21 protein-coding genes are annotated in these 26,206 nt (G+C 70.4%); 15 read left to right on the top strand and 6 right to left on the bottom strand.

What is annotated here, in order from left to right; all coding sequences use genetic code 11:
- Window positions 1-125 precede the first annotated feature (125 nt).
- Window positions 126-1,385: a site-2 protease family protein gene (locus AB0O28_RS15755; protein ID WP_363640544.1), complete on the top strand. Its 1,260-nt coding sequence runs from the start codon at window positions 126-128 to the stop codon at window positions 1,383-1,385.
- 76 nt (window positions 1,386-1,461) lie between these two features.
- Here AB0O28_RS15755 and AB0O28_RS15750 read toward each other — a convergent pair whose 3' ends face one another.
- Window positions 1,462-1,629, bottom strand: a complete 168-nt coding sequence (locus AB0O28_RS15750; RefSeq protein WP_363640542.1) for a hypothetical protein — start codon at window positions 1,627-1,629, stop codon at window positions 1,462-1,464.
- A 203-nt stretch (window positions 1,630-1,832) separates the two neighbouring features.
- On the opposite strand from AB0O28_RS15750, the gene AB0O28_RS15745 reads away from it, so the two are divergent.
- A complete protein-coding gene (locus AB0O28_RS15745) occupies window positions 1,833-2,444 on the top strand; it encodes a sigma-70 family RNA polymerase sigma factor (RefSeq protein WP_363640540.1) in 612 nt (203 codons plus the stop codon).
- A 168-nt stretch (window positions 2,445-2,612) separates the two neighbouring features.
- On the opposite strand, the gene AB0O28_RS15740 is transcribed toward AB0O28_RS15745, so the two are convergent.
- Window positions 2,613-2,981: a hypothetical protein gene (locus AB0O28_RS15740; RefSeq protein WP_363640538.1), complete on the bottom strand. Its 369-nt coding sequence runs from the start codon at window positions 2,979-2,981 to the stop codon at window positions 2,613-2,615.
- Between the two features lie 81 nt (window positions 2,982-3,062).
- Window positions 3,063-4,058: a DNA polymerase ligase N-terminal domain-containing protein gene (locus tag AB0O28_RS15735; protein WP_363640536.1), complete on the bottom strand. Its 996-nt coding sequence runs from the start codon at window positions 4,056-4,058 to the stop codon at window positions 3,063-3,065.
- 121 nt (window positions 4,059-4,179) lie between these two features.
- Here AB0O28_RS15735 and AB0O28_RS15730 point away from each other — a divergent pair, with 121 nt between their 5' ends.
- From AB0O28_RS15730 to AB0O28_RS15715, 4 genes are all read left to right on the top strand, one after another.
- On the top strand, window positions 4,180-5,946 hold the full coding sequence (locus AB0O28_RS15730; RefSeq protein WP_363640534.1) for a 5'-nucleotidase C-terminal domain-containing protein: 1,767 nt from the start codon (window positions 4,180-4,182) through the stop codon (window positions 5,944-5,946).
- A gap of 174 nt (window positions 5,947-6,120) precedes the next feature.
- On the top strand, window positions 6,121-7,257 hold the full coding sequence (locus AB0O28_RS15725) for a DUF559 domain-containing protein (protein WP_363640532.1): 1,137 nt from the start codon (window positions 6,121-6,123) through the stop codon (window positions 7,255-7,257).
- A gap of 43 nt (window positions 7,258-7,300) precedes the next feature.
- Window positions 7,301-8,098 (top strand): hypothetical protein, encoded by a 798-nt coding sequence (locus AB0O28_RS15720; protein WP_363640530.1) that lies wholly within the window; start codon window positions 7,301-7,303, stop codon window positions 8,096-8,098.
- Complete coding sequence (locus AB0O28_RS15715) at window positions 8,095-12,066, top strand: DUF87 domain-containing protein (RefSeq protein ID WP_363640528.1); 3,972 nt, start codon at window positions 8,095-8,097, stop codon at window positions 12,064-12,066. The genes AB0O28_RS15720 and AB0O28_RS15715 overlap by 4 nt, the downstream gene beginning before the upstream one ends.
- A gap of 154 nt (window positions 12,067-12,220) precedes the next feature.
- Here AB0O28_RS15715 and AB0O28_RS15710 read toward each other — a convergent pair whose 3' ends face one another.
- On the bottom strand, window positions 12,221-12,934 hold the full coding sequence (locus AB0O28_RS15710; RefSeq protein WP_363640526.1) for a hypothetical protein: 714 nt from the start codon (window positions 12,932-12,934) through the stop codon (window positions 12,221-12,223).
- A 1-nt stretch (window position 12,935) separates the two neighbouring features.
- Window positions 12,936-13,703, bottom strand: a complete 768-nt coding sequence (locus AB0O28_RS15705; protein WP_363640524.1) for a hypothetical protein — start codon at window positions 13,701-13,703, stop codon at window positions 12,936-12,938.
- Window positions 13,704-13,851: 148 nt separating this feature from the next.
- On the opposite strand from AB0O28_RS15705, the gene AB0O28_RS15700 reads away from it, so the two are divergent.
- The 3 genes from AB0O28_RS15700 to AB0O28_RS15690 all read left to right on the top strand — a co-directional run bounded on the left by AB0O28_RS15700 (window position 13,852) and on the right by AB0O28_RS15690 (window position 18,204).
- Entirely contained in the window at window positions 13,852-14,514 is a 663-nt protein-coding gene (locus AB0O28_RS15700) for an SDR family oxidoreductase (protein WP_363640522.1), read from the top strand.
- A gap of 223 nt (window positions 14,515-14,737) precedes the next feature.
- Window positions 14,738-17,473 (top strand): M14 family metallopeptidase, encoded by a 2,736-nt coding sequence (locus AB0O28_RS15695; protein WP_363640520.1) that lies wholly within the window; start codon window positions 14,738-14,740, stop codon window positions 17,471-17,473.
- 95 nt (window positions 17,474-17,568) lie between these two features.
- The gene (locus AB0O28_RS15690) at window positions 17,569-18,204 is read left to right on the top strand and encodes a hypothetical protein (RefSeq protein WP_363640518.1); all 636 of its coding nucleotides are present in this window, start codon (window positions 17,569-17,571) and stop codon (window positions 18,202-18,204) included.
- 203 nt (window positions 18,205-18,407) lie between these two features.
- Here AB0O28_RS15690 and AB0O28_RS15685 read toward each other — a convergent pair whose 3' ends face one another.
- On the bottom strand, window positions 18,408-19,352 hold the full coding sequence (locus AB0O28_RS15685; protein ID WP_363640516.1) for an ROK family protein: 945 nt from the start codon (window positions 19,350-19,352) through the stop codon (window positions 18,408-18,410).
- 539 nt (window positions 19,353-19,891) lie between these two features.
- Here AB0O28_RS15685 and AB0O28_RS15680 point away from each other — a divergent pair.
- The 6 genes from AB0O28_RS15680 (at window position 19,892) to AB0O28_RS15655 (ending at window position 26,194) form a co-directional block, all read left to right on the top strand.
- Complete coding sequence (locus AB0O28_RS15680; protein WP_363640514.1) at window positions 19,892-21,337, top strand: sugar ABC transporter ATP-binding protein; 1,446 nt, start codon at window positions 19,892-19,894, stop codon at window positions 21,335-21,337.
- A complete protein-coding gene (locus AB0O28_RS15675) occupies window positions 21,334-22,332 on the top strand; it encodes an ABC transporter permease (RefSeq protein ID WP_363640512.1) in 999 nt (332 codons plus the stop codon). The genes AB0O28_RS15680 and AB0O28_RS15675 overlap by 4 nt, the downstream gene beginning before the upstream one ends.
- Complete coding sequence (locus tag AB0O28_RS15670) at window positions 22,329-23,270, top strand: ABC transporter permease (RefSeq protein ID WP_363640510.1); 942 nt, start codon at window positions 22,329-22,331, stop codon at window positions 23,268-23,270. The genes AB0O28_RS15675 and AB0O28_RS15670 overlap by 4 nt, the downstream gene beginning before the upstream one ends.
- Window positions 23,257-24,477, top strand: a complete 1,221-nt coding sequence (locus tag AB0O28_RS15665; protein WP_363640508.1) for an ABC transporter substrate-binding protein — start codon at window positions 23,257-23,259, stop codon at window positions 24,475-24,477. Before AB0O28_RS15670 ends, AB0O28_RS15665 begins: the two co-directional genes overlap by 14 nt.
- 17 nt (window positions 24,478-24,494) lie before the next feature.
- Window positions 24,495-25,313, top strand: coding sequence for a sugar phosphate isomerase/epimerase family protein (locus AB0O28_RS15660; RefSeq protein ID WP_363640506.1), 819 nt, complete (start codon window positions 24,495-24,497; stop codon window positions 25,311-25,313).
- Between the two features lie 95 nt (window positions 25,314-25,408).
- Window positions 25,409-26,194 (top strand): SDR family oxidoreductase, encoded by a 786-nt coding sequence (locus AB0O28_RS15655; protein WP_363640504.1) that lies wholly within the window; start codon window positions 25,409-25,411, stop codon window positions 26,192-26,194.
- Window positions 26,195-26,206 lie beyond the last annotated feature (12 nt).

The following is a 26,206-nucleotide window of genomic DNA, read 5'->3' as shown; positions in this document are numbered from 1 at the left end:
GGATCACGACATGCGGGGTCCTGTCGGAACAGCTGCGGGTTGCCGCACCGGAGAGCCACGGCTGCCGCGTGACCTGCGCCTTTTCGGGTAGGCCAGTCTCAGCGGAGGGCCGAGGGGGTGGCAGGATGCGATCGTCGATCAGTCTCGGCCGCGTGGGCGGGGTCCCGGTCGGGCTCAACATCAGCGTCCTGGTGATCGTCGTGATCCTGGTGATCGGACTGGCCTACGGGCGCTTCCCCATCGCCTTCCCCGGCCTGCCGACGGCGGCCTACGTGCTGTCCGCCCTGGTGTCGGCCGCGCTCTTCCTCGCCTCGCTGCTCGCGCACGAGCTCGCCCACGCGATCGTCGCCAAGCGGCACGGCATCGAGGTGACGGGCATCACGCTCTGGCTGCTCGGCGGGGTGGCCGAGCTGCGCGGGGAGCCCCGCTCCCCCGGCGCCGACCTCAAGATCGCGGGAGTGGGGCCGCTGACCAGCGTCGTGCTCGGCGGCGTCTTCGCCCTCGTGTCGTGGGGGGTTTCCGTCATCGGCGCACCACCGCTGGCCAGCGGGATGTTCGGCTACCTGGCCGCGGTGAACGTGCTGCTGGCCGTGTTCAACCTGGTGCCCGCCGCGCCGCTGGACGGCGGCCGGGTGCTGCGGGCCTTCCTGTGGGCCCGCTGGCACGACCGCATGCGGGCCGCCGTGGCCGCCGCCCGGGCCGGCCGGGTCTTCGGCTACGTCCTGATCGCCGTCGGCTTCCTCAACCTCGTCTCCGGCCTCGGCCTCCAGGGATTCTGGCTGGCCCTGATCGGCCTGTTCCTGGTGAACGCGGCCAGCGCCGAGGAGCAACAGACGCAGATCGCCGCCGCCCTCCACGGAATCACGGTGGGCGAGGTGATGTCGCGCGATCCCGTCGTCGCCCATCCCGACGAGACGGTGGCCGGTCTGGTCGACCGGCTCGTGCTGCGCCATCATCTGTCCACCTATCCGCTGCGGGACGACGACGGCCGGTTCGCGGGACTGGTGACACTGGGCCGCATCCGGCGCGTCCCACCCGAGGACCGGGCGATCACCAGGTTGCGCGACATCGCCTGCCCGCCGCCGGACGTGCCCGCCGCGCGGCCCGACGACCAGCTCACCGAGTTGCTCCAGCGGATGAGCGGCAGCACGGACGGCCGGGCCGTGGTGCTCGACGACGGTCACCTCGTCGGCCTGGTCACCCCGACCGACATCAGCCGGACCATCCAGACCGTGGACCTGCGGGCGCACGAGCCGTACCGCACGCCGCGCGGCGCGGATCTCGCACCGCCGACGCCCAGAGGCCCCGCCCCGGGCCCTACCACCGGGGGGCCTACCACGCCGGGTGGTACGGCCCCGCCGTCCGGCCGCCGCGACGCCGCCTGAACGCCCGGCTCCGCTCGCGGCTCATCCGCGGCTCTCGCGGCTCGTCCGGGCTCGTTGGCGGCTCGTCCGGGCCGGGTCACTCGTCGGCCGGCTCCTCGACGTCGTCGGGCGAGTCGGCGCCGGGGGCGTGCCAGTCGCCGGACCCTCCCCCGGGGTCCGCCCCGGGCTCCGCGTCGGGAGACTGCGCCAGCGGCGGCAGCCGGTCCGGGATCAGGTCTTCCGGCCCAGTGTTGTCCTTCGGCATGGCGTCCTCCTCGGGCCGCGCCTCTCCATCTCCGCGTACCCCCCGGCGGCGCGGGCATTCGGTCACACCGCAAGACGGTCGTGGGAGCCGAAAACAGACCCGCGAGCCGTGTTGAAAGGGAGACCAGGGGTAGGCGAACGGTGCGGCCGGATCGGACAAAGCGGCCGTAACTGCTAGTGGCAGGCTCTCAAGGAGGTGGGGATATGACGATCGTCGACGACACGGCGGTCGAACGACGGCGGCTGCGGTTCGAACGGGACGCGCTGCCGTACATCGACCAGATCTATGCCGGCGCCCTACGGCTCGCCCGCAACCCCACCGACGCCGAAGACCTGGTGCAGGACGTGTACATGCGGGCCTTCAGCAACTTCCACCAGTTCCGCGAGGGCACGAACCTGCGGGCCTGGCTGTACCGCATCCTGACCAACACCTATATCAACACCTATCGCAGGCAGCAGCGGCAGCCGCAGCGGGCCGCGACCGAGGACGTGGAGGACTGGCAGCTCGCCGAGGCGGCGTCGCACACCTCGTCCGGGCTCAAGTCCGCCGAGGTGGAGGCGCTGGAGGGGCTGCCCGACTCCCGGGTGAAGCAGGCACTGCAGGAACTGCCCGAGGACTTCCGCCTGGCGGTCTACCTCGCCGACGTGGAGGGCTTCGCCTACAAGGAGATCGCGCAGATCATGGACGTCCCCATCGGCACGGTCATGTCGCGGCTGCACCGGGGACGCCGGCAGCTGCGGGCCAAGCTGGAGGACTACGCCGCCGAGCTCGGGCTGCTCCGGTCGGCGAGCGCCGCCGCGCGGGCCGGCGAGTGAACCTGGTGCGCTGTCCACGAGCCTCGGCCGGGTCGGTCACTGCGCCGGAGAGAACCTTCGGTCCTCGCGAAGCCCGCTCCGCTGGGCCTCCGCTCCGGTCCTCGTCTCCCTTCCGCTCCGCTCCCTCGACCCCGGTGAACGTTGATGGACGACCTGGGCGAAAAGAGCTCAGGCGTCCTCGCGCTCGGGGTTCTCCAACCGGAAGAAGTTGCTCGGGCTGCCGTCCTTGCGGTGCTCCTGATAGATGAAGTTGAGATTGCGTTCCTCGAACGTCGTGAACCACTCGTCCCAGGAGATCTTCTTCAGGTCGCCGCCGCCGTAGCCCGGGAAGTCGAACCGGAGGACCCCGGGACGGCCCTCGTGCTCGGTGCCGGGGACGGTCGCGGGTGTGGCGTCCCGTTCCTCGGCCCATCGCCTGATCACCTCGTGGTCGGTCGTGATCAAGCTGCGCCCCGGACGCTCCTCATGCTCGTCCGCGGAGGAAATCTCCTGCTCGTACTTGTGCTCGCCGGTGACCGGGTGGTGCTGCTCGGACATGTCGACACCTCCCCCTCGTCCTCCCTACCCGGTGCCACCCGCCTTACCCTGCCGCCTCATCCTGCTGTCTCCCCTGCCGCCTCACCCTGCGGCCTTCCCCTTCAGCCGGATCCAGGCGGCGGACTCCTCCCCCGGGGCGTACGCCGAGTCGAGGCGTTTGCCCACCACACCGGGCAGGTCCTGCTCGGCCGCCGCCCGCCTCACCGCGTGGACCTCCCCCGGCCAGGACGGCGCCGTCTGCCAGCGCGGCCCGTTCACCGCGAGGCTCTCCAGGCCCGTACGGCGACGCTCGAACGGCTCGTCCAGCAACGACCGGCCGTCGTCGTACAGCAGGTCGTAGGCGACGTAGACGGAGGTGCCGCCGACCGTGACGACCTCGCCGTCGAGCACGGCGGCCCTGCTGCCGAACGACTCGGCCAGCGGGCGCAACCAGCGGTGCTCCACGGTGACGTCCGTGCCACCCGGGTCACGCAGGGTGAGCCTGCCGCCCTCCACGTACGCGAGCGCCCGCGCACCGCCCCACCAGAACTCCCAGGCGTACGCCTCGGGATCGCGCGGCACGCGGGCGCGGGTCACCGGCGTCATCGGCGCGAGCGCGGGCGGCGGTTCCCACTGCCCGCTGGGCGGGTCCATCCGGTGGATCATCCAGTTGCGGCCGCGGGTCTGGAACAGCACGTACCGGCCGGCGACCCGTGAGCCACGCAGCACGATCTTGACCTCGCGGTCGTTCCACTTCTCGGTCGCGTAGTGGCCGCGGTCCCAGATCGTCATCGTGCCGCCGCCGTACTCGCCCTTGGGGATCTCGCCCTCGAACCGGGCGTACTCCACGGGGTGGTCCTCGGTGTGGACGGCGAGGTGGTCGGTCCCGGGGTCGGGCGGCAGCCCCTTGGGGATCGCCCAGGAGACCAGCACCCCGCCCCGCTCCAGGCGCAGGTCCCAGTGCAGGGACCGGGCGTGGTGCTCCTGGATGACGAACGTGTCGTCCTCGCCCCGCGGCAGCGGCCCTTCGGCGGGGATCGGCTCGCTGGTGCGCGTCGCGTCGCGCTTGGCCCGGTAGGTCTCGAGTCTGTCCGCCACCCCACTCGTCCTACCCAGGGTGCGGCTCGCCGTGGGTGACAAGCGTGTCACCTTGTAGCGCCATGTCCGGTTAAGGACTTCGTGACCCTTTGGTAATGGCGCCTTACTATCGTCACCCACCATGAGTTCAGCGATCAGGTTGACCGCCGGCGCCACCACCGTGGCCCTCGGTCTCCTCCTGCCCGGCGCCCCCGCCTCAGCGGCCCCGAGCCACCCGGTCACGATCACCGTGATGGCCAGCTCCGACACCCACGGAAACGCGCTCAACTGGGACTACTACAAGAACGCGGAGTACGACGACAGCGCGCACAACGACGTGGGCCTGGCGAAGATCTCGACGATGGTGTCGAAGATCAGGGCCGACCGCGGCGCCGGCCACACCCTGCTGTTCGACTCCGGTGACACCCTCCAGGGCACGCCGCTGGACTACTACTACGCCAAGGTCGAGCCGATCACCTCGACCGGCGAGGTCCACCCCATGGCCAAGGCCATGAACGCCATCGGGTACGACGCCGTGACCTTGGGCAACCACGAGTTCAACTACGGCCTGCCGCTGCTCGGCGCGTGGGTCAAGCAGATGAAGGCGCCGGTCCTCGGCGCGAACGCCGTCTCCGCCAAGACCGGCCTGCCGGCCTACCAGCCGTACGTCATCAAGACCATGAAGGTGAAGGGCGAAAAGCCGATCAAGGTGGGCGTGCTCGGCCTCACCAATCCCGGCGTCGCGATCTGGGACAAGGCGAACGTCGACGGGAAGCTGAAGTTCCTCGACCTCGTCGCGACCGCCAAGAAGTGGGTGCCCGTCATCCGCGGCCTCGGCGCCGACGTGGTCCTGGTGACCGCCCACGCGGGCGATGACGGCATGTCGTCCTACGGCTCCGACCTGCCGGTGGAGAACGCCGCGGCCATGGTCGCCGAGCAGGTGCCCGGCGTCGACGCCGTCCTGTTCGGCCACGCGCACAACGACGTGCCGCAGCGCTTCGTCACCAACAAGGTGACCGGGCAGCAGGTGCTGCTGACCGAGCCCGCCAAGTGGGGCCAGCGCCTCAGCGTCGTCGACTTCACCCTCGCCAAGCAGCGCGGGAAGTGGACGGTGACCGGCAAGTCGTCCACCACGCTGAACACCAACACGGTGGCCGAGGACCCGAAGATCGTCGCGCTGATGAAGGAGCAGCACGACAAGACCGTCGGCTACGTCAACAAGGTCATCGCGCAGTCCACACAGCAGTTGTCGGCGGCCGAGTCGCCGTACAAGGACACGCCGATCCTCGACTACATCCAGAAGGTCCAGACCGACCTGGTGAGCAAGGCCATCGCCGGCAGTGCCGACGCCTCGCTGCCGGTGCTGTCGATCGCCGCGCCGTTCAGCCGCACCGCCGTCTTCCCCGCCGGGCCGGTCAGCGTCCGCGACATGGCCGGGCTGTACGTCTACGACAACACGCTGCTCGGCATCAAGCTGACCGGCGCCCAGGTCAAGGACTTCCTGGAGTACTCGGCGAAGTACTTCGCCCAGGTCGCCCCGGGCGCCCCGATCGACCTCGCCACGCTCACCAACGCCGGCGGCACGCCCGACTACAACTACGACCAGCTCTCCGGCGTGTCGTACGACATCGACATCTCCAAGCCGGTAGGCCAGCGCATCGTCGGCCTGTCGTACCAGGGCAGGCCGGTCACAGACGACCAGCAGTTCGTGGTGGCCATCAACAACTACCGCCAGTCGGGCGGCGGCGGCTTCCCGCACGTCTCGACCGCCCCGGTGGTCTACAACGCGCAGGTGGAGATCCGCCAGGCGCTGATCGAGTATGCCGCCGCGACCGGCACCATCGACCCGGCCACGTTCGCCGAGGCGAACTGGAGGCTCGTCCGCGACGGGGTTCCCGTCTTCTCCTGAGCACCGCGACGGGGGTGGCCGACGACGCCGGCCACCCCCCGTCTGCTTCGAGACCGGTTGGAGCCTCCGCATCCCGAACCGGATAATCCCGATTTTGTGGACGGTCCTGCCACTGCCCGATACCCTCCTGCCGGGTCGAGATTGTTGGATCTTCAATGACAGGGTGGGGACGGCGTGGCGCGCTCGTGGAGGGAGCTTCCCACCGGCCGGGTCGTGCACCTGAACGGCGACCCGGACGCCGTCGCACTGGCGGCCGAACCGCTGCCCGATGACGCGCCCGCGCTCGTGACGTACGTCCCCCGCCCGGCCAGGACGCCCGCGGACGTGGTCGCCGATGTGCTGGGGGAGCTGGAGTCCGCCGCGCTGGCGATGTTTCCCGCCTGGCTGCCCGAGGCGGACGGCATCACCGGGCCCGGCGGCGCGGCCGTCCCCGCCGTCCGTGTCCTCGCCCTGCGTGCGGGCTCCGCGAGCGGCCACTTCACTCCCTTCCTCGCCCACCTCGCGGAGCGCGCCCTGCGCGATCGGGACGCCGTGAGCGGGGCCACGGCGAGCGGGGCCAGGGCCGGTAGGGCGGGCCGGGCCCGGAGATTCCCGCCCGAGATCCGCGCCGCCGGGCTGGCCCGGGTGCTCCGCGCGGGCTACCGGCGGCCGGAGGCCGCGATCCTCGTGCGGATGCCACCCGAGCTCCCCATGTCCGCGGAAGAGGCGCTGGTGGCGGCGGGCGAATGGCTGGCCCACCACGGCGGGTTCGGCGTCTGGCTCACCGGACCTCCCCCGCGCTCCGTCGACCGGATCGAGACCGTGGCCGCTCCGATTTCCGAGGAGGTCGCGGCGCTCGTCCACTCGACGTCCACCGCTTCCGGCGGTCCCGAATCCGGCGGTGACGGCTCCGGCGGCCGGGACCGGCGGCCGACGCCGCCGCCGCTCACCTATCCGCCCCTCGCAGGGTTGCCGCATCCGGCCAGCATCGCCGAGCGGCGGCTGGAGGCGGCTCTGACGCCGTGCGCCTGGGCGGCGGGCCGCGAGTGGAACCAGCTCCACGCCTCCGGGCCGCTCAGCCCCCCGATCCGCGTCGACCTGCTGTGGCGTGCCGAGCGGTGCGTGATCGAGATCGACGGCCCGGAGCATCTGCGGCCGCTCCGCCTCGCCGCGGACAGGCAGCGCGACCTGCGCCTCCTCCGGGACGGCTACGCCGTACGCCGCTTCACCAACGAGCAGGTGCTGGAACGCCTCGGCACCGTGCTCGCCGAGTTGGAGCGCTTCCTCCACCAATGCCGCAATGGAACGCTCGAAGGGTCACTCCATGCCTGAAAAGCCGCTATCTCAGCGTGAGACCGCCATTTTGTTGCTCCTCATGGCCGAGGCCCGCGAGTTCACGAACCCCGAGCTCGACGAGCAGTTCGGCCTGAAGATCGAGAAAGGCGAACGCGAGCACCTGCACCGACTCAAGCTAATCGATGTCGGCAAGAGGGGGCAGGCGTTCACGTACACACTGAGCGAGGACGGCTGGGCCACCGCAGCCGAGATCTTCCGCAACGGCGTCCCCAGGTCCAGCCGTCTCGCCGCACGGGCACTCGAAGCGGTCGTCCGGGCCATGGTCTCCGGACTTCTGCGGCACATGGAGCGGACCGGGAGCCCTCTCGCCGAGATCTTCGGACGGGAGGAGGACCTCACCCCGGCAGGCCTGACGACCTCCGTGGACGAGCCCGTGCACGAGCCGGCGCCCAAGCGTGAGGCCGCGGCCGTACAGGAACCGACGCCCATGCGTGGCGCGGTGCCGCCTGTCGTGAGCCTTGCCGGGACGCCCACCACCGTCACCGGACCGGACACCACCGTCACCTCAGGCACCACCGTCACCTCAGGCACCGCGGGCACCGCCGTCGCCTCCGGTGCCGACGTCGAGACGAGGATCAGGAAGGCGTACGCGCAGCTCGCCGGCAAGCCGAACGCATGGGTCAGCCTGACCCACCTGCGTCCGCTGCTGGCCGACGCCCCCCGGGACGAGGTCGACGCCACCCTGCGCCGGATGATCGGTCTGCCGGACGTGCGTCTGGTGCCCGAGTCCAACCAGAAGATGCTCACCGACGAGGACAGGAGCGCGGCTGTCGTGATCGGGGACCAGGCCAAGCACCTCATTTTGATCGGGGCATGATGACGAGCGACGAACTCAACGCCCTTCGGGCCCTGCGGTTCAACTACACGCGGGTCGCCGATGACGTGTGGCGCCCGTTGCCGTTCCATGTCGAGGGACTGCACCAGGACACCTCGCAGGTCATCCTCAACGGCCTGATGGAGGCGGAGGAAAGCGACGCCGCGAGTCCCATCGGCGTCGTGATACAGGGCCAGCGGGGAACGGGCAAGACCCACCTGCTCGGCTGGGTCCGTCAGAAGGTGCACGAGGAGGACGCCTACTTCTTCCTGGTGAGCCTGCTCGACGCGAAGGACTTCTGGGAGAGTGTGCTCCTCTCCATGCTCGACAGCCTCTCCCGGCCGATGGCGGGAGACGGGAGCCAGCTGAGAGAACTCCTGTGGCGCCTCTGCGTGCTCGCCGAGGTGCCGCAGACGGCTCGCGGCCCGATCATCGGCGACGCCCCCCTGTCCCGGGCGGACCTGGACGCCTTCATCCATGCCCTGCGCCGCTACGACCAGCATGTCGGCCGGGACGTGCAGGACACCGCACGGGCCCTCACGCTGCGGGCCTCGCATGACCTGGCGGCGCAGGACATCGGTGACGCCTACCTCATCTCCGCGCCGCAGGGGGAGCCCGGCGAACGCGCGGGATGGGGCTTCCGGACCGTCGAGAAGACACCGCAGGAGATCGTCCACGACCTGTCCGGCCTTCTCGCGCTGACCGGTCCCTCCGTCATCGCCGTGGACCAGGTCGACACGCTGATCGCCCAGTCGTCGACCCGCACCGAGGGAGGGTCGACGGAGGACGCTGAGCACCGGAGAACGATCGAACGCGTCGCGGGGGGCCTGATGACCCTTCGTGAGGTGACCCGCCGTACCCTGACGGTCCTGTCCTGCCTTCCGCAGACATGGACGTTGATCGGAGAGCATGCCACCGACACCGTCCAGGACCGCTTCCGGACGACCCTGCCGCTGAGGACGATCCCGGATGCGGCGACCGGCATCGCGCTGGTGGAGAAGCGGTTCAGCGCGCAGTACGGCGCGATCGGGTTCACGCCGCCGTACCCGACGTGGCCGGTGAAGCCGGAGGCGTTCGAGGAGGCGTACCAGTACACCCCTCGCCAGTTGCTGATCCGGATCGACAAGCACGTCCGGTCGTGCCTGGCCACCGGGCAGGTCACGGAACTGGAACAGTTGACCGACTCCCGGCCCGGCGAGATCGTCCCCGTCAAACGACTCCCGGACCTGGAAACGAAAACGAACCCGGGACCTCGGCCGGGACCGGACTTCAGCGCGCTCGACAGGCGGTTCGCGGAGTTGCGAAGGCTGGCGGACGTGATGGAGGCGCTGGACCCGATCACGGAGGACGTCGTGATGCCGGGGCTGCTGTCGGCCGGGCTGTCCGCCTGGATCTCCGAGCAGGGCGAGGACGGGCGCCTGTTCACCCAGGACCCGCCTCCGAGCACGAAGCCGCCCCTGCACGCCCGCCTGCGGCGGACACTGGACGAGGCGACGGAAAACGAGGCCCACTGGTGCTTCCGGGCCATCTCGGCGTCCCATCACATCGCCGCGCTCAACCGGCTGAAGGCCGCGTCCACGGCGGCCGGGCTCGACGAGCGGATACCCGCGCGAAAACTGTTCGTGCTCAGGAACCAGAGCTGGGCCAAGGGACCTGTCACCCAGGAGACCCTGGCCGCCTTCGAGCAGGCGGGAGGCCGTGTGCTGCGGATCGAGGAGGACGACCTCCAGATCTTCGCCGCACTCCGTGCCCTGATCGCCGACAACCCGCCGGACCTCCAGGCATGGCTCGTCGCTCGCAAGCCGACGAGCGAGGTGAAGCTGTTCGCCGAGGCACTGAGCGACGCGGTCGTTCCGCATGTGCCCGCCGTCGGGAGTGGAAGGTCCTCGCGGGCGACCCGGTCGCCGGATCGTCCCCGGCACACCGCCAATCCCGGCCGGCACCTGCTCCAGCGGCAGACCGTGCCACGACTCGAGCCGCTGCCGCCCGTCGAAGCGCCGTCTCCGGTGCCCGGCGATGCGCCGGCCCCCGCTGCCGGCGACGTGCCCGCCCCGGCCTTCGGCGGTGCTCCGTCCCCGGCGCCTGACAGCATCCCGGAGCCGGCCGCTGCGAGTGTGGCGCTTTCCTACGGCGTTGACCTCGGCCCGGCCAATGCCGATGTGCAGGTCTGGCCACCGCTCCCCCTCCCCGAGGCATCGCCCGTGGAGGAGCCGTCGGCCGAGACAGTGACCCCTGCGGTGCTCTCCACGCAGGCACCACCGGTCGAGGCCCCGTTCCCGGAGATGCCGTTCCCGGAGATGCCGCTCTCGGAGGCACCGTCCGTGCAGGCACCACCGGTCGAGACGCCGTTCTCGGAGGTGCTGCCCTCCGAGGTGCTCTCCACGCAGGCACCGCCGATCGAGACACCGTTCCCAGAGATGCTGCCCTCGGACGCACCGTCAGCCGAGACACTGACCCCTGCGGTGCTCTCCACGCAGGCACCGCCGATCGAGACACCGTCCCCGGAGATGCCGTTCCCGGAGATGCTGTCCCTGGAGACACCGTCCACGGAGACGGCGGTCTGGGAGATGCCGTACCTGGAGATCCGGCCTGTGGAGGAACCGGCAGCGGAGGCACCGGCCTTCGAGGAACCGGTCGCGGAGATGCCGTACCTCGAGGTTCCGACTCTTGAGGTGCCGTACATCGGGGAACCGGCCGGCAACAGCCCGCGCGGGCTGCTGCCGGCGGACGAGGCTGCCGCGCATCCGTACCTGACGATCGGGGCGGCGGCCTCGGACGGCCGACCGGTACGGATCCCGTTGGAGGCCCTGCGCAAGCACGCGGCGATCTTCGCCGGTTCGGGCTCCGGCAAGACGGTGCTGATCCGCCGTCTCGTGGAGGAGTGCGCCCTTCAGGGAGTCTCGGCCATCGTCCTCGACGCGAACAACGACCTCGCGTTGCTCGGCGACCGGTGGCCGGAACCCCCCGCCGAGTGGGGCGAGGACGACGCGGCGAAGGCCGGCGACTACCTCGCGAACACCGACGTGATGATCTGGACGCCGCGCAAGGAGTCGGGACGCCCGCTGAGCTTCCAGCCGCTGCCCGACTTCGCCGGCGTCGCCGACGACGCGGACGAGTTCAACGAGGCGGTGGACGCCGCGCTCGCCGCGCTCGTGCCCCGGGCGAAGCTGGAGGCCAAGACGGCCAAGGCCCATCTGGGCCAGGCGGTGCTCCGCGAGGCCGTCGCCCACTACGGACGGCGCGGCGGCACGGGGCTGGGCGGTCTGATCGCCCTGCTCGACGACCTGCCGGACGGCGTGAGCAGTCTCGAAGGCGCGGCGAGGCTCGCGACCGAGATGGCGCAGCATCTGAGGGCGGAGACGATCAGCGATCCGCTGTTCGCGGGGACCGGGACGCCCGTCGATCCCGGCGTCCTGCTGACGCCGCCGGAGGGGAAGCGGGCCCGCGTTTCGGTGATCAGCCTCACCGGCATGGCCTCCGACGCTCAGCGGCAGGGCTTCGTCAACCAGCTGCAGATGGCGCTGTTCTCCTGGATCAAGCGGCACCCGGCCGGAGACCGGCCGCTCGGCGGGCTGTTCGTGATGGACGAGGCCCAGACGTTCGCGCCGTCCGGGGCGACGACCGTGTGCACCCAGAGCACGCTCGCCCTCGCCGCCCAGGCCCGCAAGTACGGCCTCGGGCTGGTGTTCGCCACCCAGGCGCCCAAGGGCCTGCACAACCGGATCACCGGCAACGCCGCCACCCAGTTCTTCGGGCTGCTCAACGCGCCGGCCCAGATCACGGCGGCGCGGGAGCTGGCGAGGGCCAAGGGCGGCGACGTCCCCGACGTGTCGCGGCTGCGCTCCGGCCAGTTCTACGCGGCGTTCGAGGGCGGGTCCTTCACGAAGGTCCGTACGCCGCTGTGCCTGAGCCACCACCCGGCCAGTCCCCTGACGAGCGAGGAGGTCGTGGCCCGGGCGAACCGGTCCTGAGACCGTCGATCGTGCGGCGCCGGCTCCGCTTCCCGAGGCACCTGGGGGCCGGCGCCGCGCCGCACTCGCCGGTCCCGCCCTCGGCACGGTCAGGCGCCGGCGTCCGGGGCAGCCTGTCGCTCCTCCCGATCTCCGGGAGCGCGCAGGGATTCTCCTACCGGCGGAAGGCGGCGGCGCCGGCCGCGGCGATCGCCACGGACAGCACCACGATGACCGTCAGCGCCCCCAGAGGGTTGCGGTGCCGTACGGGCGCGATCGCGCGCATGGCCGGCACGCGGTGGACCGCCGGCTTCGACGGCGACGGGGTGGGCCGTGGCGTCGCGCGAGGCCGGGGGGACGGCATCGCGGCGGGCGGCCTGGGCGCGGCCGCCACCCGATGAGGAGAGTGCCGAGGTGCCGGCCTTTCGGGCACCCGTGGCGGTGGTGGCGGCTCGGGGGACGGCGGCGGCTTCGGGGAGGGAGCGGGCTGCGGCTCGGGTGGCGGCGCGGGCGGCGGCACGGGCGTCGGCGGCGTGCAGGCGGGCCCTCCGATGCCGACCTCGGCGTGCAGGCCGACGATCACGTTCACGTCGACGCAGACACCCACCCGCAGGCCCGGCCCGTCAGGATCGCCGACCTTGACGGCCGCCTTGCCGGTCGCCCGCACCATCCCTCCGGCTTCCGGCCGCTTCGACGCCGCCGTGTCGCCCGCCGTGTCGCCCGCCGTGGCCGCGCCCTGCCGGACGAGGGCGGCCGTACGGGCACCGGCGATCGCGGGGCGCTCGGGCCGCACCGGCGCGGAGAACGCGGCGGCCGGCATGACGCAGGTCAGCGCGGCGCAGGTGGAGACGACCGCGACGGCCACGCGCGGGCTCGCCGTCCTGCCCATGTCAGCGGCCCTCGGGGATCCGCTGGAACTCGTGCAGGGCGCTCACGAACGCGTCGGGCTTCACCGCCAGGCCACCGCTGAAGGGGTGGGAGATGTTCCAGACGAGGTAGACGCCGACGCCGAGCAGGACCGCCATCGCCATCATCGGCACGAGCGTGAGCCCTCGGGGCCGGGCCCCGGCCAGGAACGGGAAGACGACGACGATGACGCCCGTGAGGATCGTCAGCAGGAAGACGCCGGGAGGCAGCGCGGTCTCCGCGTCGGCCGCGCGCTGCCGGTGGGCGGCGAACAGGTCCGCCATCCGCTCCTGCACGGCGTCCCTGGCGTCGCGGGCCTCGTCGGTCGTGACCGGCAGTTCGCTCACGCGGGCACGCAGCGACTCCAGTCGCGCCGTGCCCTCGGCGCCGAGATGTCCGGCCGCCATCTGCGGCCACTCGTCGTCGATCACATATCTCGCGTACTCCCGCAGTCCCTCGCGCACCTGGGCGGCGTCGGGGGCGGGGAGCGGCGCGGCCGCCCAGTAGGCCTCCACGAGGGCCTGGGTCTCCGCGTAGGTGTTCTGCCGGGCGGAGTCGGCCGAGGTCCACGGCACGACGATCGCGATGGCGAACACGAGCAGGAACAGCGAGGAGAGCATCGACCCGGCGTGCCCGGCGGACGCGCCGCCGGGATCGCGATCGTCGGTGCCCCGGCCCAGCGCACGGAACAGAAGGGCCGCCACGGCCACCAGCCCGACGGCCGCTGCGACCGCGAGTACGCCTAAGAGCATGGCATCTCCACAGACACTTTGCTGATTACTTGTGGTGACATGACTATCACAACACGTAATCATTGACCAGCGAAGACGGGCAAACGACGGCGCGGCCTGCCCCACGAGCGGCAACGGGCCATGGCAGGATCGGCGCGGAGGTGAGCGCATGCGCGTCGTGATCGCGGGTGGACACGGGAAGATCGCCCTTCGGCTGGCACGCCTGCTGAGCGATCGGAGCGACGCCCCGGTGGGGCTGATCCGCAACCCGGACCAGGTCGCGGACGTGGAGGCGACCGGCGCCGAGGCGGTGCCGTGCGACCTGGAGCGGACCACACCGGAGGAGGTGGCCGAGATCCTGCTGGGAGCCGGAGCCGTCGTCTTCGCCGCCGGAGCGGGACCCGGCAGCGGCGCCGCGCGCAAGTTCACGGTGGACCAGGGCGCCTCGGTGCTGCTCGCCGAAGCGGCGGAACGAGCCGGGGTGTCCCGCTTCATCCAGATCTCCTCAATGGGCGCGGGATCGCCACCCGCGCCGGGGCGCGACGAGGTCTGGACGGCCTACATCACCGCCAAGACGGCGGCCGAGGAGGACCTGCGCGCCCGCCCGCTCGACTGGACGATCCTGCGGCCGGGGCGGCTCACGGACGAGCCGGGGACCGGCCTGGTGACGCTGGCCGACCCGCCGCTTCCCTCCGGGGCGGTGCCGCGCGACGACGTCGCCGCCGTGATCGCCGCGCTGATCGACGCGCCGGAGACGCGGCATCGCGTCCTCGAACTCATCGGCGGGGCCGTGCCCGTCACCGAGGCCGTACGCCTCGTGCTGATGCGGTGACGAACGAGGGTCACGCGAGACCGTTACCCACGCCGTCCGCCGTGACAAGAGGGCCTAAATACCCAATAGGGCACTAAGTCATCTCGTTACGGAAAAATCCCGGAATCGGGGGTTGCAGACCTTGACGCCCATTTGGGGGTGACGAAGACTTCCTTCGACCTCGCGTGATCCACTCCGGGCCGGCCCCCCTCGCCCGGAAGGCACGCCAGATGGAGGAAACCCGATGAGGAGCTCTCCCCGCAGGGCGCGGCGCTACGCCGCCGCGCTCGCACTCCCCTTGGCGCTCACCCTGAACGCCCTCCCGGCGCTCGCCGATCCCTCTCCTGATCCGGCCCCGCCCGACCGGACGTCCAGCACCGCGCAGAACGGCGTCGCGCTGATGCGCATCGTCGTCCCTGACCAGTCGGCGGTGGACAGGCTGTCCTCCATGGGCGTCGACCTGGCCGAATACAGCAAGCCGGTGGACGGCGGCATCGAGGTGCACGCCGTGCTCAGCCCCGAGGAGGCCCGAGGCCTGCGCGACCAGGGCTTCGACGTCCGCGACTCCATATCGGACCAGAGCGACTACGCGGCGAACGTGGCCGAACGGCGGCAGGCGCTCGCCGCCGCGGCCGCCGACGCGGCGGAGACCGACACGCTCACGCCGCTGCGCGCCGAGTGGTTCACCAGCCTCGACAACCAGCGGTTCCTGTCGGTCGAGGTGAAGACGAGCGCGACGGACGCTCAGACCGTCCTCACCGCCACCTGGGACAGCGGCTCCGGCACCGCCCCCGATTCCGGCGGCACGGCGACGATGTCCCGCTTCACCGACGCCGGGCAGTACATGTACCACCGGTTCAGCTCGCCGCTGCCGATCACGGAGGCCCCCACCCAGGTCACGATCACCAGCAACCGGGGCGGCTCGATCACCGTGCCGGTGACCAAGTGGCTGGGCGAGCCGCGTAAGACGCCGACCAAGCACTACGTGCAGGACTTCGTCGACCACTACATGGACCCCACCGAGGTCACCAGCCGGATCGTGTGGCTGTCCAAGCAGTTCCCTAACATCTCGGAGGTCATCGACCTCCCGTACAAGACGAACGGCTACCGCCGCCAGGCACAGACGCAGTTCGGCACGGGCTCGGGGAGCGCGCTGGCGAGCACGTTCTACGTGACGTCCAAGGCGTACGGCAGCGAGGGCGGCAACGACGTCAGCGTCGCGCTGGTGAACCCCGGGACCGCTTCGGCCCCGCTCTCGGTCGCCGTCAGCGGCAAGGACGTCGTGGTCAACCTGGGCACGGACGCCTCCGGCGCGGTCGGCAGCACGGCCGCCCAGGTGGTCGCCGCGCTGAACGGCGACTCCGCCGCCTCGGCGCTGCTGACCGCCGCCCTCTACAGGACCGGCACGGGCACCGGAGTGGTGGCCGCGGCTCCGGCGACGAAGCTGACCGACAACCTGAAGGCGCCGGCGAGCGTCTCGCGTCAGCCGTTCCAGATGAAGGCGCTGCGCATCGGCAAGAGCCGGGACGGTTCGAAGACGGGAGTGTTCCTCTACTGCCAGGAGCACGCCCGCGAGTGGGTGACCCCGCTCACCTGTGTGGAGACCGCCGAGCGGCTGCTGCGCAACTACGCGCTCGACGCGGACACCAAGAAACTGGTGAACAACCTCGACATCTTCATCGTGCCGACGATGAACCCCGACGGCGCCCACTACTCGATGTACGACTACAACATGCAGCGCAGGAACATGGTCAACTACTGCGCTGCCGACGGGTCGGACCCGGGGCGGCGCAACTCCTGGGGCGTCGACCTCAACCGCAACTTCTCGGTGGGCAGCGTCTACGACGGATACAACGGCGGCTCGACCACCTGCACCAGCGACACCTACGCCGGGCCTGCCGAGCTGTCGGAGCCGGAGACGCGCAACGAGGTGTGGCTCACGGAGAAGTTCCCGAACATCAAGTTCGCGATGAACACCCACTCCTACGGCGGCTACTTCATGTGGCCTCCCGGGGCGTACAAGACCGCCGGGCGGGAGGCGCTGCCGCGGCCGGACCTCGGCACCGAGCAATACTTCTGGAACGCCTCCAACCACATCCTGTCCGCCGTCCAGGGCCGGCGTGGCACGGCGATCTGGCCGGGACGCACCGGCCCGGTGATCGACGTGCTCTACTCCGCGGCCGGCAACAGCGCCGACGAGTTCTGGTACAACAAGGGCATCATCGGCTGGGACTTCGAGGTCGGCGCGGACGTCTACGACCCGGCGGCCAAGCAGTACCGCGCGGTCGGCTTCCAGCCTCCGTTCGAGGAGGGCCACGAGGAGGCGATGGAGTTCTCCAACGGCCAGATCGGCATCCTCGAGGTCGCCCAGATGTACCAGAAGGACAAGCAGAAGCCCGAGTCGAAACTCGTGGTGGCGGGCGAGACCGACGGCTCGACGACGTTCACCTTCACCGTGGACGAGCCGGCGAACGTGTACTACACCCTCGACGGCAGCCGGCCGACGCTGAGCTCGCCCAAGCTGACCTCTTCGGGCATGCGTGAGGGCGCCGCGAAGATCTCGGTCGACAAGACCACCGAGGTGCACTGGTTCGCCATGGACCTCGCGGGCAACACCGAGAACGGCTACAAGCCGGACGGCAACGGCAAGAAGTACAACACGCAGACCGTCACGGTCCGCGAGGCTCCGGTGCTCCCGCTGACCGTGACCGCCTCGTCCCGTTGCATCGGCACCTCGGCGTACGTCGCGGTGACGGCCGTCAACGACTCGGACGCGCCGGCCACGATCACGCTGACCACCCCGTACGGCACCAAGACGGTGGCCGACGTGGCTCCGGGCAAGCAGGCCTACCAGTCCTTCAACACCCGGGCCGCCCAGGTCGACGCCGGCAAGGTCACCGTGACCGGCACCGGGACGATCGGCGGCAAGCAGGTCACCACGTCCTACGACGCCGCCTACACCGCGGCCGGCTGCCGCTGAGCGGCTCACACCGCGGTCAGCCGCCGATTTGGCACAACCGGGGCCGGCCGGCCGAACAGCCGACCGGCCCCGCCCCCCATAAATGGAGCGAACACATGAGAATCAACAGGACCACCCAGTTGCTCGCCGCGGCCGTGCTCGGCCTCGCGCTCGCCGGGGCCGGTGTGGCCGGTCCCGCGCTGGCCGACGACAACCCCGGCAGCGGCATCGACGTGTCGGTGAAGATCGAGCCCATCACCACGCCCGGTCAGCTGTCGATGACGGTCGCCGACAACAACGGGGTGTCCCTGACGGAGAACGGCTCCGACGCGGCCGCCCGTCAGTTCACCGGCACCCTGCCGACGGTCACGGTGTCCGACACCCGCAACCCCGAGGACATCCCTGAGGGCGAGTTCTGGGCGGTCGTGGGCCAGTCGAGCCAGTTCGTCGCCTCCGACGACCCGGCCAAGACCATCGGCCCGCAGTACCTGGGATGGAAGCCGCGTCTGCTGAGCGACTCCTCCACCGGGGCGGTGTCGGCCGGTGAGCCGGTCTCCAGTGTCATCTCCGACGGCACCGGAGCCCCCGAGGTGGGTCTGCAGGGTCAGGAGCTGCTGGTGTCGACCGCCAACTCCTCCGACGAGATCGGCACCTCGAAGGTCAACGCCGACCTCGCCCTGCGCACCCCGGTCGACGTCGCCGCCGGCGAGTACCACTCCACCCTGACCCTCTCGCTGTTCAACCAGACCTGAACCGTCGGCGGGACCAGAAAAGGAAACGGGCCCCCCTTCACCGAAGGGGTGGCCCACCAACTGGGGAGCTGTTCGGGAGTCCGAGCGCACTATTTTCGAGTCACGCGCCCGGTTTGTGAAGGGCCGAAATAGGCGAACCCGCTGGAGGTGAGGAGCAGGTTCTGCGACGATCGGCGGATAGATATGCCATAACTCGACAGAAGTTACCTGGTAACTGACCGATCGACGGTCTCGGGAGCCAGAATGCGCTCGATGACCATCACGGCGGCGCCGGTAACGCCCGCCCGGTCACCGAGTTCGCTGGCACGAATGCTGAGGCTCTGGGTGGCCAGCGGCAACGAGCGGCCGTAAATCATTTCGCGGACGCCTGCCAGAAGGTGATCGCCCGCTTCGACCAGGTCGCCGCCGATCACGATCAGCGTGGGATTGAAGAAGTTGACGATCGAGGCGAGCGCGCTGCCGACCTCTCTGCCGCTCTGCCGGACAAGGCGGATGGCCAGGGGATTGCCTTCCTTGGTCAGGCGGACGACGTCCCGGCCATCGGCGACATCAAGCCCCACGTCGCGGAGGCGGGCGACCAGAGCCGCGCCGCCGGCCACGGCCTCCAGGCAGCCGACGTAGCCGCAACGGCACTGCACCTGGTCGATGGTGGGTATGCGAATGTGGCCGATATCCCCTGCGGCGCCTCGGGCGCCGCGATGCAGCCGGCGTCCGGCGATGATGCCGCAGCCGATGCCGGTGCCCGCCTTGACGAAGATCAGATGCTCGACCTCGGGGTAGACGGCCCAGTGCTCGCCCAGCGTCATGATGTTCACGTCGTTGTCGACGAGCACCGGAACGCCGAGCCGCTCGCCGAGCCAGTCGGGTACGGGGAAGCCGTCCCAGCCCGGCATGATCGGAGGGTTGACCGCCGTGCCGCTTTCGTGGTCCACAGGGCCGGGGAGGCCGACGCCGACTCCGCATACGTCCGACGCGGTGTGACCGCACTCGGCGAGCAACTCGCGGAAGGTGTCGAGAACCCAGCTCAGCGTCGGCTCGGGTCCGCGGTCGATGGGCAGGTCGGCGGCACGTTCCGCCAGGGCCGTGCCGCCGAGGTCGCTGACGGCGATCCTGGCGTGGGTGACGCCGAGGTCGGCGGCGAGCACCATGCGGGCCTCCCGGTTGAAGGAGAAGGCGGTGGCGGGCCTGCCGCCCGATGGAGTCGTCTCCTCGGCGGGCAGGATCAGGCGCTGGTGCAGCAGAGCGTCGATCCGTTGGGACACCGCGCTCCTTGACAGACCGGTGAGCTGGACCAGCTCGGCGCGGGTACGCGCCCGCCCGTCGCGCAGGATCGAGAGTAGTGATCCCGCTCCGGTCCCCCCGGGCATGCCCTGAGCCACTGGCACTCCTTCGTACTCGACGTTTCCTTATGTCTTACACTACGCCGCCTTTTGCTTGACCGAAGTCATAAGTCGTGTATACGCTCGCGGCGATATGTAGCGGCACACCTATAGTTCTGACAAGCAGACCGCGTGTCGGTCGGGAGCGGGTTTATGAATTGTGTTAACGGCGTGCCCGAGCCGAGAATCCAGAGGGCCCAGCAGTACGGCATCGGCCGGGCCCTTGCTTACTTCGCCCCTGCGGGCGACCGCGTCACGCGAATGCGCGCGGCCTTTCTCTCCTCCGTTCCCGTGGCGGAGTAGAGCCGATGCTGACCATGACGGGCATCGGCAAGAGCTTCTTCGGCGTGCGGGTGTTATCCGGCGTCGACCTTGCGGTCGCGGCGGGCGAGGTCCACGCGATCGTGGGGGAGAACGGAGCGGGCAAGTCCACGCTCATGAAGATCCTCGCCGGAGTGCACGCACACGACGAGGGAACGATCGAGATCGACGGCCGGCGCGTATCGTTCGGCCATCCGCTGGACGCCCAGCGCGCCGGCGTGGCGATCATCTACCAGGAGTTCAATCTGCTGCCCGAGCGGACCGTGTCCGAGAATGTCTTCCTCGGCAGGGAACCGATACGGCGCGGCTTGGTCGACCGGACCGCGATGGACACCGCGACCGCCCGGCTGCTCGCCGAACTGGGTGAGGATTCCTTCGGCCCCCGGCGGCTGGTCAAGCGCCTGTCGGTCGCTCAGCAGCAGGTCGTGGAGATCGTCAAGGCGCTGTCGCTCGATGCCCGGATCGTCGTGATGGACGAGCCCACCGCCGCGCTCGCCGAGCACGAGGTCGAGCTGCTCTACCGGCTGGTGCGGCGATTGCAGGAGCGAGGCATCGCCGTGCTCTACATCTCTCACCGGCTGCGCGAGGTGTTCGACCTCAGCGATCACGTGACGGTCATCAAGGACGGCAGGCTGGTCACCACGGTCGCCACCGAGGACGTCACCTCCGAGGATCTGGTCCGCCTCATGGTCGGGCGCGATCTGAACGGTTACTTCCCGCCACGCTCCACCTCGGCCGGGGAGACACGGCTGCAGGTCACCGGTGGCGGCAACGACCGGCTGCACGACATCGACCTGAAGCTGAACGCGGGAGAGATCGTCGGCATCGCCGGGCTTCAGGGGTCCGGCCGGTCGGAGCTGGCCAAGGCCCTGTTCGGCGCCGAGCCGTTCACCCGGGGCGAGATGACGCCGGTGCGCCCGCGCTCGGTCCGCGAGGGAATCCGCGCCGGAGTCGGCCTGGTGACCGAGGACCGCAAGAGCGAGGGCCTGGCCCTGCGCCAGTCGGTGCGCGACAACGCCCTTCTCGTGACCCGCGCGATGGGCCGTGGTGCTCGCCGCAGCGGGGTGCGAGAACTGCTGGAACGTGTACGGCTCAGGCCGCCCCGCGAGGAGCAGGAGGTTCGCTACCTGTCCGGCGGCAACCAGCAGAAGGTCGTGCTCGCCAAGTGGATGACCGTCGCCCCGAAGGTGCTCCTGTTCGACGAGCCCACCCGTGGGGTCGACGTGGGCGCCAAGGCGGCCATCCACGACCTGATGCGCGAGCTGGCCGAAGACGGCGTCGCGATCATGATGATCTCCTCCGAGCTGCCCGAGCTGATCGGCATGAGCGACCGCATCGTCGTGCTCCGGGAGGGCCGCATCGTGGGCACCCTTCCCGCGGGCTCCTCAGAGGAGGCCATCATGAGCCTGGCCGCGGGCGAGGTGTCCCCATGACCCAGAACGTTCTCGCTGATCGCAGGGCCAGGTTCTCGGCGCTGGTCAACCCCACGAGTGTCGTCTTCCTGGCACTGGCCGGCGTGATCCTCGTGGGCTGGACGCTGGTCGCCGTGGACGGTGGTCAGTTCCTCACCATGGAGACCGTCGTCGGGGTGCAGCAGCGCTCGGCGGCGCTCGGGATCGTCGCGGTAGGCCAGACGCTGGCCATCCTGGCGGGATCCCTCGACCTGTCGGTCGCCTATCTGATCAGCCTCACCTCGCTGGTCGCGGCCGTGACCATGGCGGGCCAGGACTCCAACATCGTGCTCGCGGTCGGCGCCGTCGTGGCAGTGAGCGCGCTGGTCGGGCTGGTCAACGGCCTGATGATCAGCAAGTTGCGCGTGCACGCGTTCATCGCCACGCTCGGCGTCGCACTGATCGTCAAAGGAATCCTGAGCGACCTCTACGACGGCCCGGCCGGCCGGGTGCCGGAGTCCTTCCAGCACCTTGGCTACGACCGGTTGGGCCCCGTGCCCGTCTCGGCGTTGCTCTGGGCCGCGGTCGCACTCGTCGCCTGGTTCCTGCTCAGACGGACCAAGTACGGCTACCGGGTGTACGCCGTCGGCGGTGACGTCGAGGTGGCCAGGTTGTCCGGCATCCGAACCGATCGGGTGATCATCATCACGCACGTGCTGTGCTCGCTCTGTGCCGGGATCGCGGGACTGCTGCTGGCCAGCAGGCTCGGCGCCGGAGCCCCGACCGTGGGCACCGACGGTGGATACGACCTCGAGTCCATCGCCGCCGTCGTACTCGGCGGCACCGCGCTGGCCGGGGGCAGAGGCGGGGTCGCGGGCACCGTGGGCGGTGTGCTGTTGCTCGCCGTCCTGGACAGCGTGTTCAACCAGCTGGAAGTGAACTCCTTCTTCAAAGACGTCGTGCGGGGCGTGGTGATCGTCGTCGCCGTCGCCGTCTACGCCCGGCGTGCGGGCCTGGTCGGAAGGAGGCGGACGTGAAGCGTGCGCTGCCGATTCTCGCGGTGCTGGCGGTGCTGCTGGCCGCCATCGCGATCGTCAACCCGTTCTTCCTCGAGCCCGCCGGGTTCCTCTCCTTCGTCAGGCGCGCCGCGCCCCTGGTCATCCTCGCCGCCGGGCAGTACCTGGTGATCGTCTCCGGCGAGTTCGACCTGTCGGTCGGATCGCTGGTCACCGTCGAGGTGGTCGTCGCCGCCCGCTTGATCGACGGGGACGAGGCGGCGACCTGGCCGGTGCTGGCCCTGCTGATCGTTCTCGGCCTGTTCGTCGGTCTGGTCAACGGTGCGGTGACGACCCTGCTCCGCGTGCCCTCGTTCATCACCACGCTCGGCATGATGCTCGTGCTGTCCGGCGCGGTCTTCCTGTGGACGGGCGGCGCACCGCGCGGCGCGCTCTCCCAAGCCTTCCGCATGTTCGGCAGGGAGACCGGATGGGCCGTGCTCATCCTCGTGGTCGTCGCCGTCGCGGCCGTGCTGCTGATGCGGGCGAACTTCGGCAGGACGCTCATCGCCGTCGGCGACAACGAGCGTGCGGCCGCCCTGTCCGGCGTACGGGTCACCAGGGCGAGGATCATCGCCTTCGCCCTCTCCGGCGTGTCCGCCGCGGTGGCCGGAATCCTGCTCGGTGGGTTCGCCGGCGTGTCCGCTCAGGTCGGCCAGGGACTGGAGTTCCAGGCGATCACCGCGGTCGTCCTGGGCGGCGTCGTCCTCGGCGGCGGTCGCGGCACGGTCATCGCCGCGATGGCCGGGGCGTTCACCCTGGAGGCCTTGTTCACCCTGCTCAACCTGTACGGCGTCTCCGGGGCGCTGAAGTTCACCGTGCAGGGCGTCGTCCTCATCGCCGCCGTAGCGGCCGGAGCCATCCGTCTTCCCTTCCTCAATGCCCCGAAAACAAAAGGAGACGCTCATGCCGCCTCATAGACCGCTCATCCTCGCCGTTACGGCTCTGACGGTGCTCGCCGTCGGCGGCTGCACCAGCGACAAGCCCAGCACCACCACTGCCGCCGACACGGCGCCGACCGCGGCCGCTTCGACGGCGCCGGCCTCGGGGACCGGTGAGCAGTCCAAGTTCTTCGTACAGGCCGACTACGACGCTCAGCTCGCGATGCGGTCGCAGACGGCGGAGGGACCGGCGGACAAGCCCTGGGAACAGGCCATCGCGCCGCAGATGGTGTCCACCGCCGAGTACAAGAAGAAGGATGGGCCATACCACCTCTGCTTCTCCAACGCGGCGGTCGACAACCCCTGGCGGCAGGTCGGCTGGAAGACCATGCAGGCCGAGGTGGCGTTGCACAAGGAGATCTCCAAGCTCACCGCCCTCGACGCCGAGGGCAAGGACGACAAGCAGATCTCTGACATCGCCGAGCTGCAGGCCAAGGGGTGCGACGCGTTGATCGTCTCGCCCAACACGACGGCGACGCTCACTCCGGCCGTCAAGGCCGCCTGCGGCAAGGTCCCGGTCATCGTCTTCGACCGGGGCGTGGAGACCGACTGCCCGGTGACGTTCATCAAGCCGATCGGCGGCTACGCGTTCGGTGCCGACGCGGCCGAGTTCCTCGTGGAGAAGGTGCCGGCCGGCGGGAAGATTCTGGCGCTGCGCATCAGCCCCGGGGTGGATGTACTGGAGACCCGCTGGTCGGCGGCGAAGGCCGCCTTCGACTCCAGCGGCCTCCAGGTCGTCGGCGTGGAGTTCACCGATGGCGACGCGGCCAAGGCCAAGGGCATCGTCAACGACTACATCCAGCGGTACGGCAAGCTCGACGGCGTCTGGATGGACTCGGGAGCCACCTCCGTGGCCGTCGCCGAGGCGTTCGAGGACGCCGGCATGCCCGTCCCGCCGATGACCGGTGAAGACCAGCAGGACTTCCTGCGTAAGTGGAAGGACGACGGTCTGACCGCCGTCGCTCCCACGTACCCCACCTACCAGTGGCGCACACCGATCATCGCCGCCTTGAAGATCCTCAAGGGTGAGGAGGTGCCGAAGGTGTGGAACCTTCCGCAGCCCAAGATCACATCGGAGAACCTCGACCGGTACCTGCAGCCGAACATGCCGCCGCTGCACTACGCGCTGTGCGGCTGTGAGGGCATGCCGGGATTCCCCGAGAAGTGGGGCGGTAAGAAGGGGTGAGCGCCTTCCCTCTCGGAGTGAACACCTGGGTGTGGGTGTCGCCGCTGACGGACGGCGACCTCGCGTCCCTGGCGCCCCGGATCGCGGCCTGGGGGTTCGACGTCATCGAGCTGCCGGTGGAGCGGCCCGGCGACTGGGATCCTGACAAGGCCGCGGCACTGCTGGCCGAACACGGGCTCAAGGCGTCGGTGGTGCTGGTCATGCCGCCGGGGCGGGAGCTCGTGGCGGCCACGCCCGGGGTCGTCGAGGAGACGCAGGACTACCTGCGGCACTGCGTGGACGTGGCGGTGGCCGTGGGCTCCCCGGTGATCGGCGGGCCCGCCTACGCCTCCGTGGGCAGGACCTGGCGGATGTCGCACGACGAGCGCCGGACGATCTACACCGAGCTCCGGAACAACCTGGAACCCGTGGTCGACTACGCCGGCGAGCGCGGTGTGACGATCGCGGTCGAGCCGCTCAACCGCTACGAGACCAGTTTGCTCAACACCGTTGAGCAGGCTCTCGAGGCATTGCCCGACGGATGCGGCCTGGCGCTCGACGTCTATCACATGAACATCGAGGAGAGGGATCCGGCGCAAGCCGTACGTGCCGCGGCGGGCCGGATCGCGCATGTGCAGGTCTGCGGAACGGATCGGGGCACACCAGGCGCCGACCGTTTCGACTGGCCCGCCTTCACCCAGGCCCTGCGTGAAGCGGGCTATGCGGGCCCCCTCGTCATCGAATCCTTCACCGCCCACAACCAGACGATCGCCACGGCGGCCTCCATCTGGCGGCCGCTCGCACCGAGCCAGGACTCCCTCGCCGTGGACGGTCTGGCCTTCCTCAGGTCGCTGTAGCCGGCGGCCCGCGGTTCCCCGCCACGGCGGGGAACCGCGGGAGCGCTGGTCTCGGGGGCTCACATTCCTACTTCTATGTAGGTAGTGTGGGTTTTATGACCACATCCGTCCCCGGCCCGCACGCCGTACTCGTGACGGGCGCCGGATCGGGCATCGGCCGGGCGACCGCCGAGCTATACGCCGAGCGCGGCGTCGCCGTCCTCGCCGTGGACCACGACGAGCGTACGCTCGAGGAGCTCGCCACGCTCGACCGCGTGGTGACGCTGGCCGGGGACGTGTCGCTTGAGGAGACCAACCAGGCAGCGGTCACGGCGGCGGTGCGGGAGTTCGGCCGGCTCGACGCGGTCGTGCTCAACGCCGGCATCGGCGGCACCCGGCCCTGGGAGGCTCCCGGCGCGGTGGAGGCCGCGGATCGCATCCTCGCCGTCAACCTCCGCGGGCCGATCCTGGGCATCAGGGCCGCGGCGCCCGCGCTGCGCGCGGCCGGAGGCGGCGCGATCGTCGTCACCGCCTCCGTCGCCGGGTTGCGCGCCGACCCCGGCAACTGGGCCTACAACGCATCCAAGGGTGCGCTGATCAACCTCGTCCGCGCCGCGGCGATCGATCACGCCCCCGACGGCATCAGGGTCAATGCCCTCGCCCCCGGGCTCACCTGGACGCGGATCAACGCCGGCGTCCGCCGGGACCCGGTGCTCACCGCCGAGATCGAGCGCCGCGTGCCGCTCCAGCGGTTCGCCGAGCCCCGCGAGCAGGCCGAGGCCGTCTGGTTCCTCACCTCGCCGGCCGCCTCGTACGTCACCGGGACCGCGCTGGTCGTCGACGGCGGCCTCGACGCGAGTCTCGGCATCCTCCCGCTGCCGGCATGGGGGAACCGGCCGTGAGGCGGCCGGGGA

Source organism: Microbispora sp. NPDC088329 (assembly GCF_040685655.1).
Classification (GTDB): domain Bacteria; phylum Actinomycetota; class Actinomycetes; order Streptosporangiales; family Streptosporangiaceae; genus Microbispora.
This window is presented reverse-complemented; position numbering and strand designations above follow the sequence as displayed.

Coding starts and splice junctions, on each gene's coding strand:
- AB0O28_RS15755 (WP_363640544.1), top strand. CDS start 126: ATGCGATCGTCGATCAGTCTCGGCCGCGTGGGCGGGGTCCCGGTCGGG.
- AB0O28_RS15750 (WP_363640542.1), bottom strand. CDS start 1,629: ATGCCGAAGGACAACACTGGGCCGGAAGACCTGATCCCGGACCGGCTG.
- AB0O28_RS15745 (WP_363640540.1), top strand. CDS start 1,833: ATGACGATCGTCGACGACACGGCGGTCGAACGACGGCGGCTGCGGTTC.
- AB0O28_RS15740 (WP_363640538.1), bottom strand. CDS start 2,981: ATGTCCGAGCAGCACCACCCGGTCACCGGCGAGCACAAGTACGAGCAG.
- AB0O28_RS15730 (WP_363640534.1), top strand. CDS start 4,180: ATGAGTTCAGCGATCAGGTTGACCGCCGGCGCCACCACCGTGGCCCTC.
- AB0O28_RS15720 (WP_363640530.1), top strand. CDS start 7,301: ATGGCCGAGGCCCGCGAGTTCACGAACCCCGAGCTCGACGAGCAGTTC.
- AB0O28_RS15715 (WP_363640528.1), top strand. CDS start 8,095: ATGATGACGAGCGACGAACTCAACGCCCTTCGGGCCCTGCGGTTCAAC.
- AB0O28_RS15710 (WP_363640526.1), bottom strand. CDS start 12,934: ATGGGCAGGACGGCGAGCCCGCGCGTGGCCGTCGCGGTCGTCTCCACC.
- AB0O28_RS15705 (WP_363640524.1), bottom strand. CDS start 13,703: ATGCTCTTAGGCGTACTCGCGGTCGCAGCGGCCGTCGGGCTGGTGGCC.
- AB0O28_RS15700 (WP_363640522.1), top strand. CDS start 13,852: ATGCGCGTCGTGATCGCGGGTGGACACGGGAAGATCGCCCTTCGGCTG.
- AB0O28_RS15695 (WP_363640520.1), top strand. CDS start 14,738: ATGAGGAGCTCTCCCCGCAGGGCGCGGCGCTACGCCGCCGCGCTCGCA.
- AB0O28_RS15690 (WP_363640518.1), top strand. CDS start 17,569: ATGAGAATCAACAGGACCACCCAGTTGCTCGCCGCGGCCGTGCTCGGC.
- AB0O28_RS15685 (WP_363640516.1), bottom strand. CDS start 19,352: ATGGTGCTCGCCGCCGACCTCGGCGTCACCCACGCCAGGATCGCCGTC.
- AB0O28_RS15680 (WP_363640514.1), top strand. CDS start 19,892: ATGCTGACCATGACGGGCATCGGCAAGAGCTTCTTCGGCGTGCGGGTG.
- AB0O28_RS15675 (WP_363640512.1), top strand. CDS start 21,334: ATGACCCAGAACGTTCTCGCTGATCGCAGGGCCAGGTTCTCGGCGCTG.
- AB0O28_RS15665 (WP_363640508.1), top strand. CDS start 23,257: ATGCCGCCTCATAGACCGCTCATCCTCGCCGTTACGGCTCTGACGGTG.
- AB0O28_RS15655 (WP_363640504.1), top strand. CDS start 25,409: ATGACCACATCCGTCCCCGGCCCGCACGCCGTACTCGTGACGGGCGCC.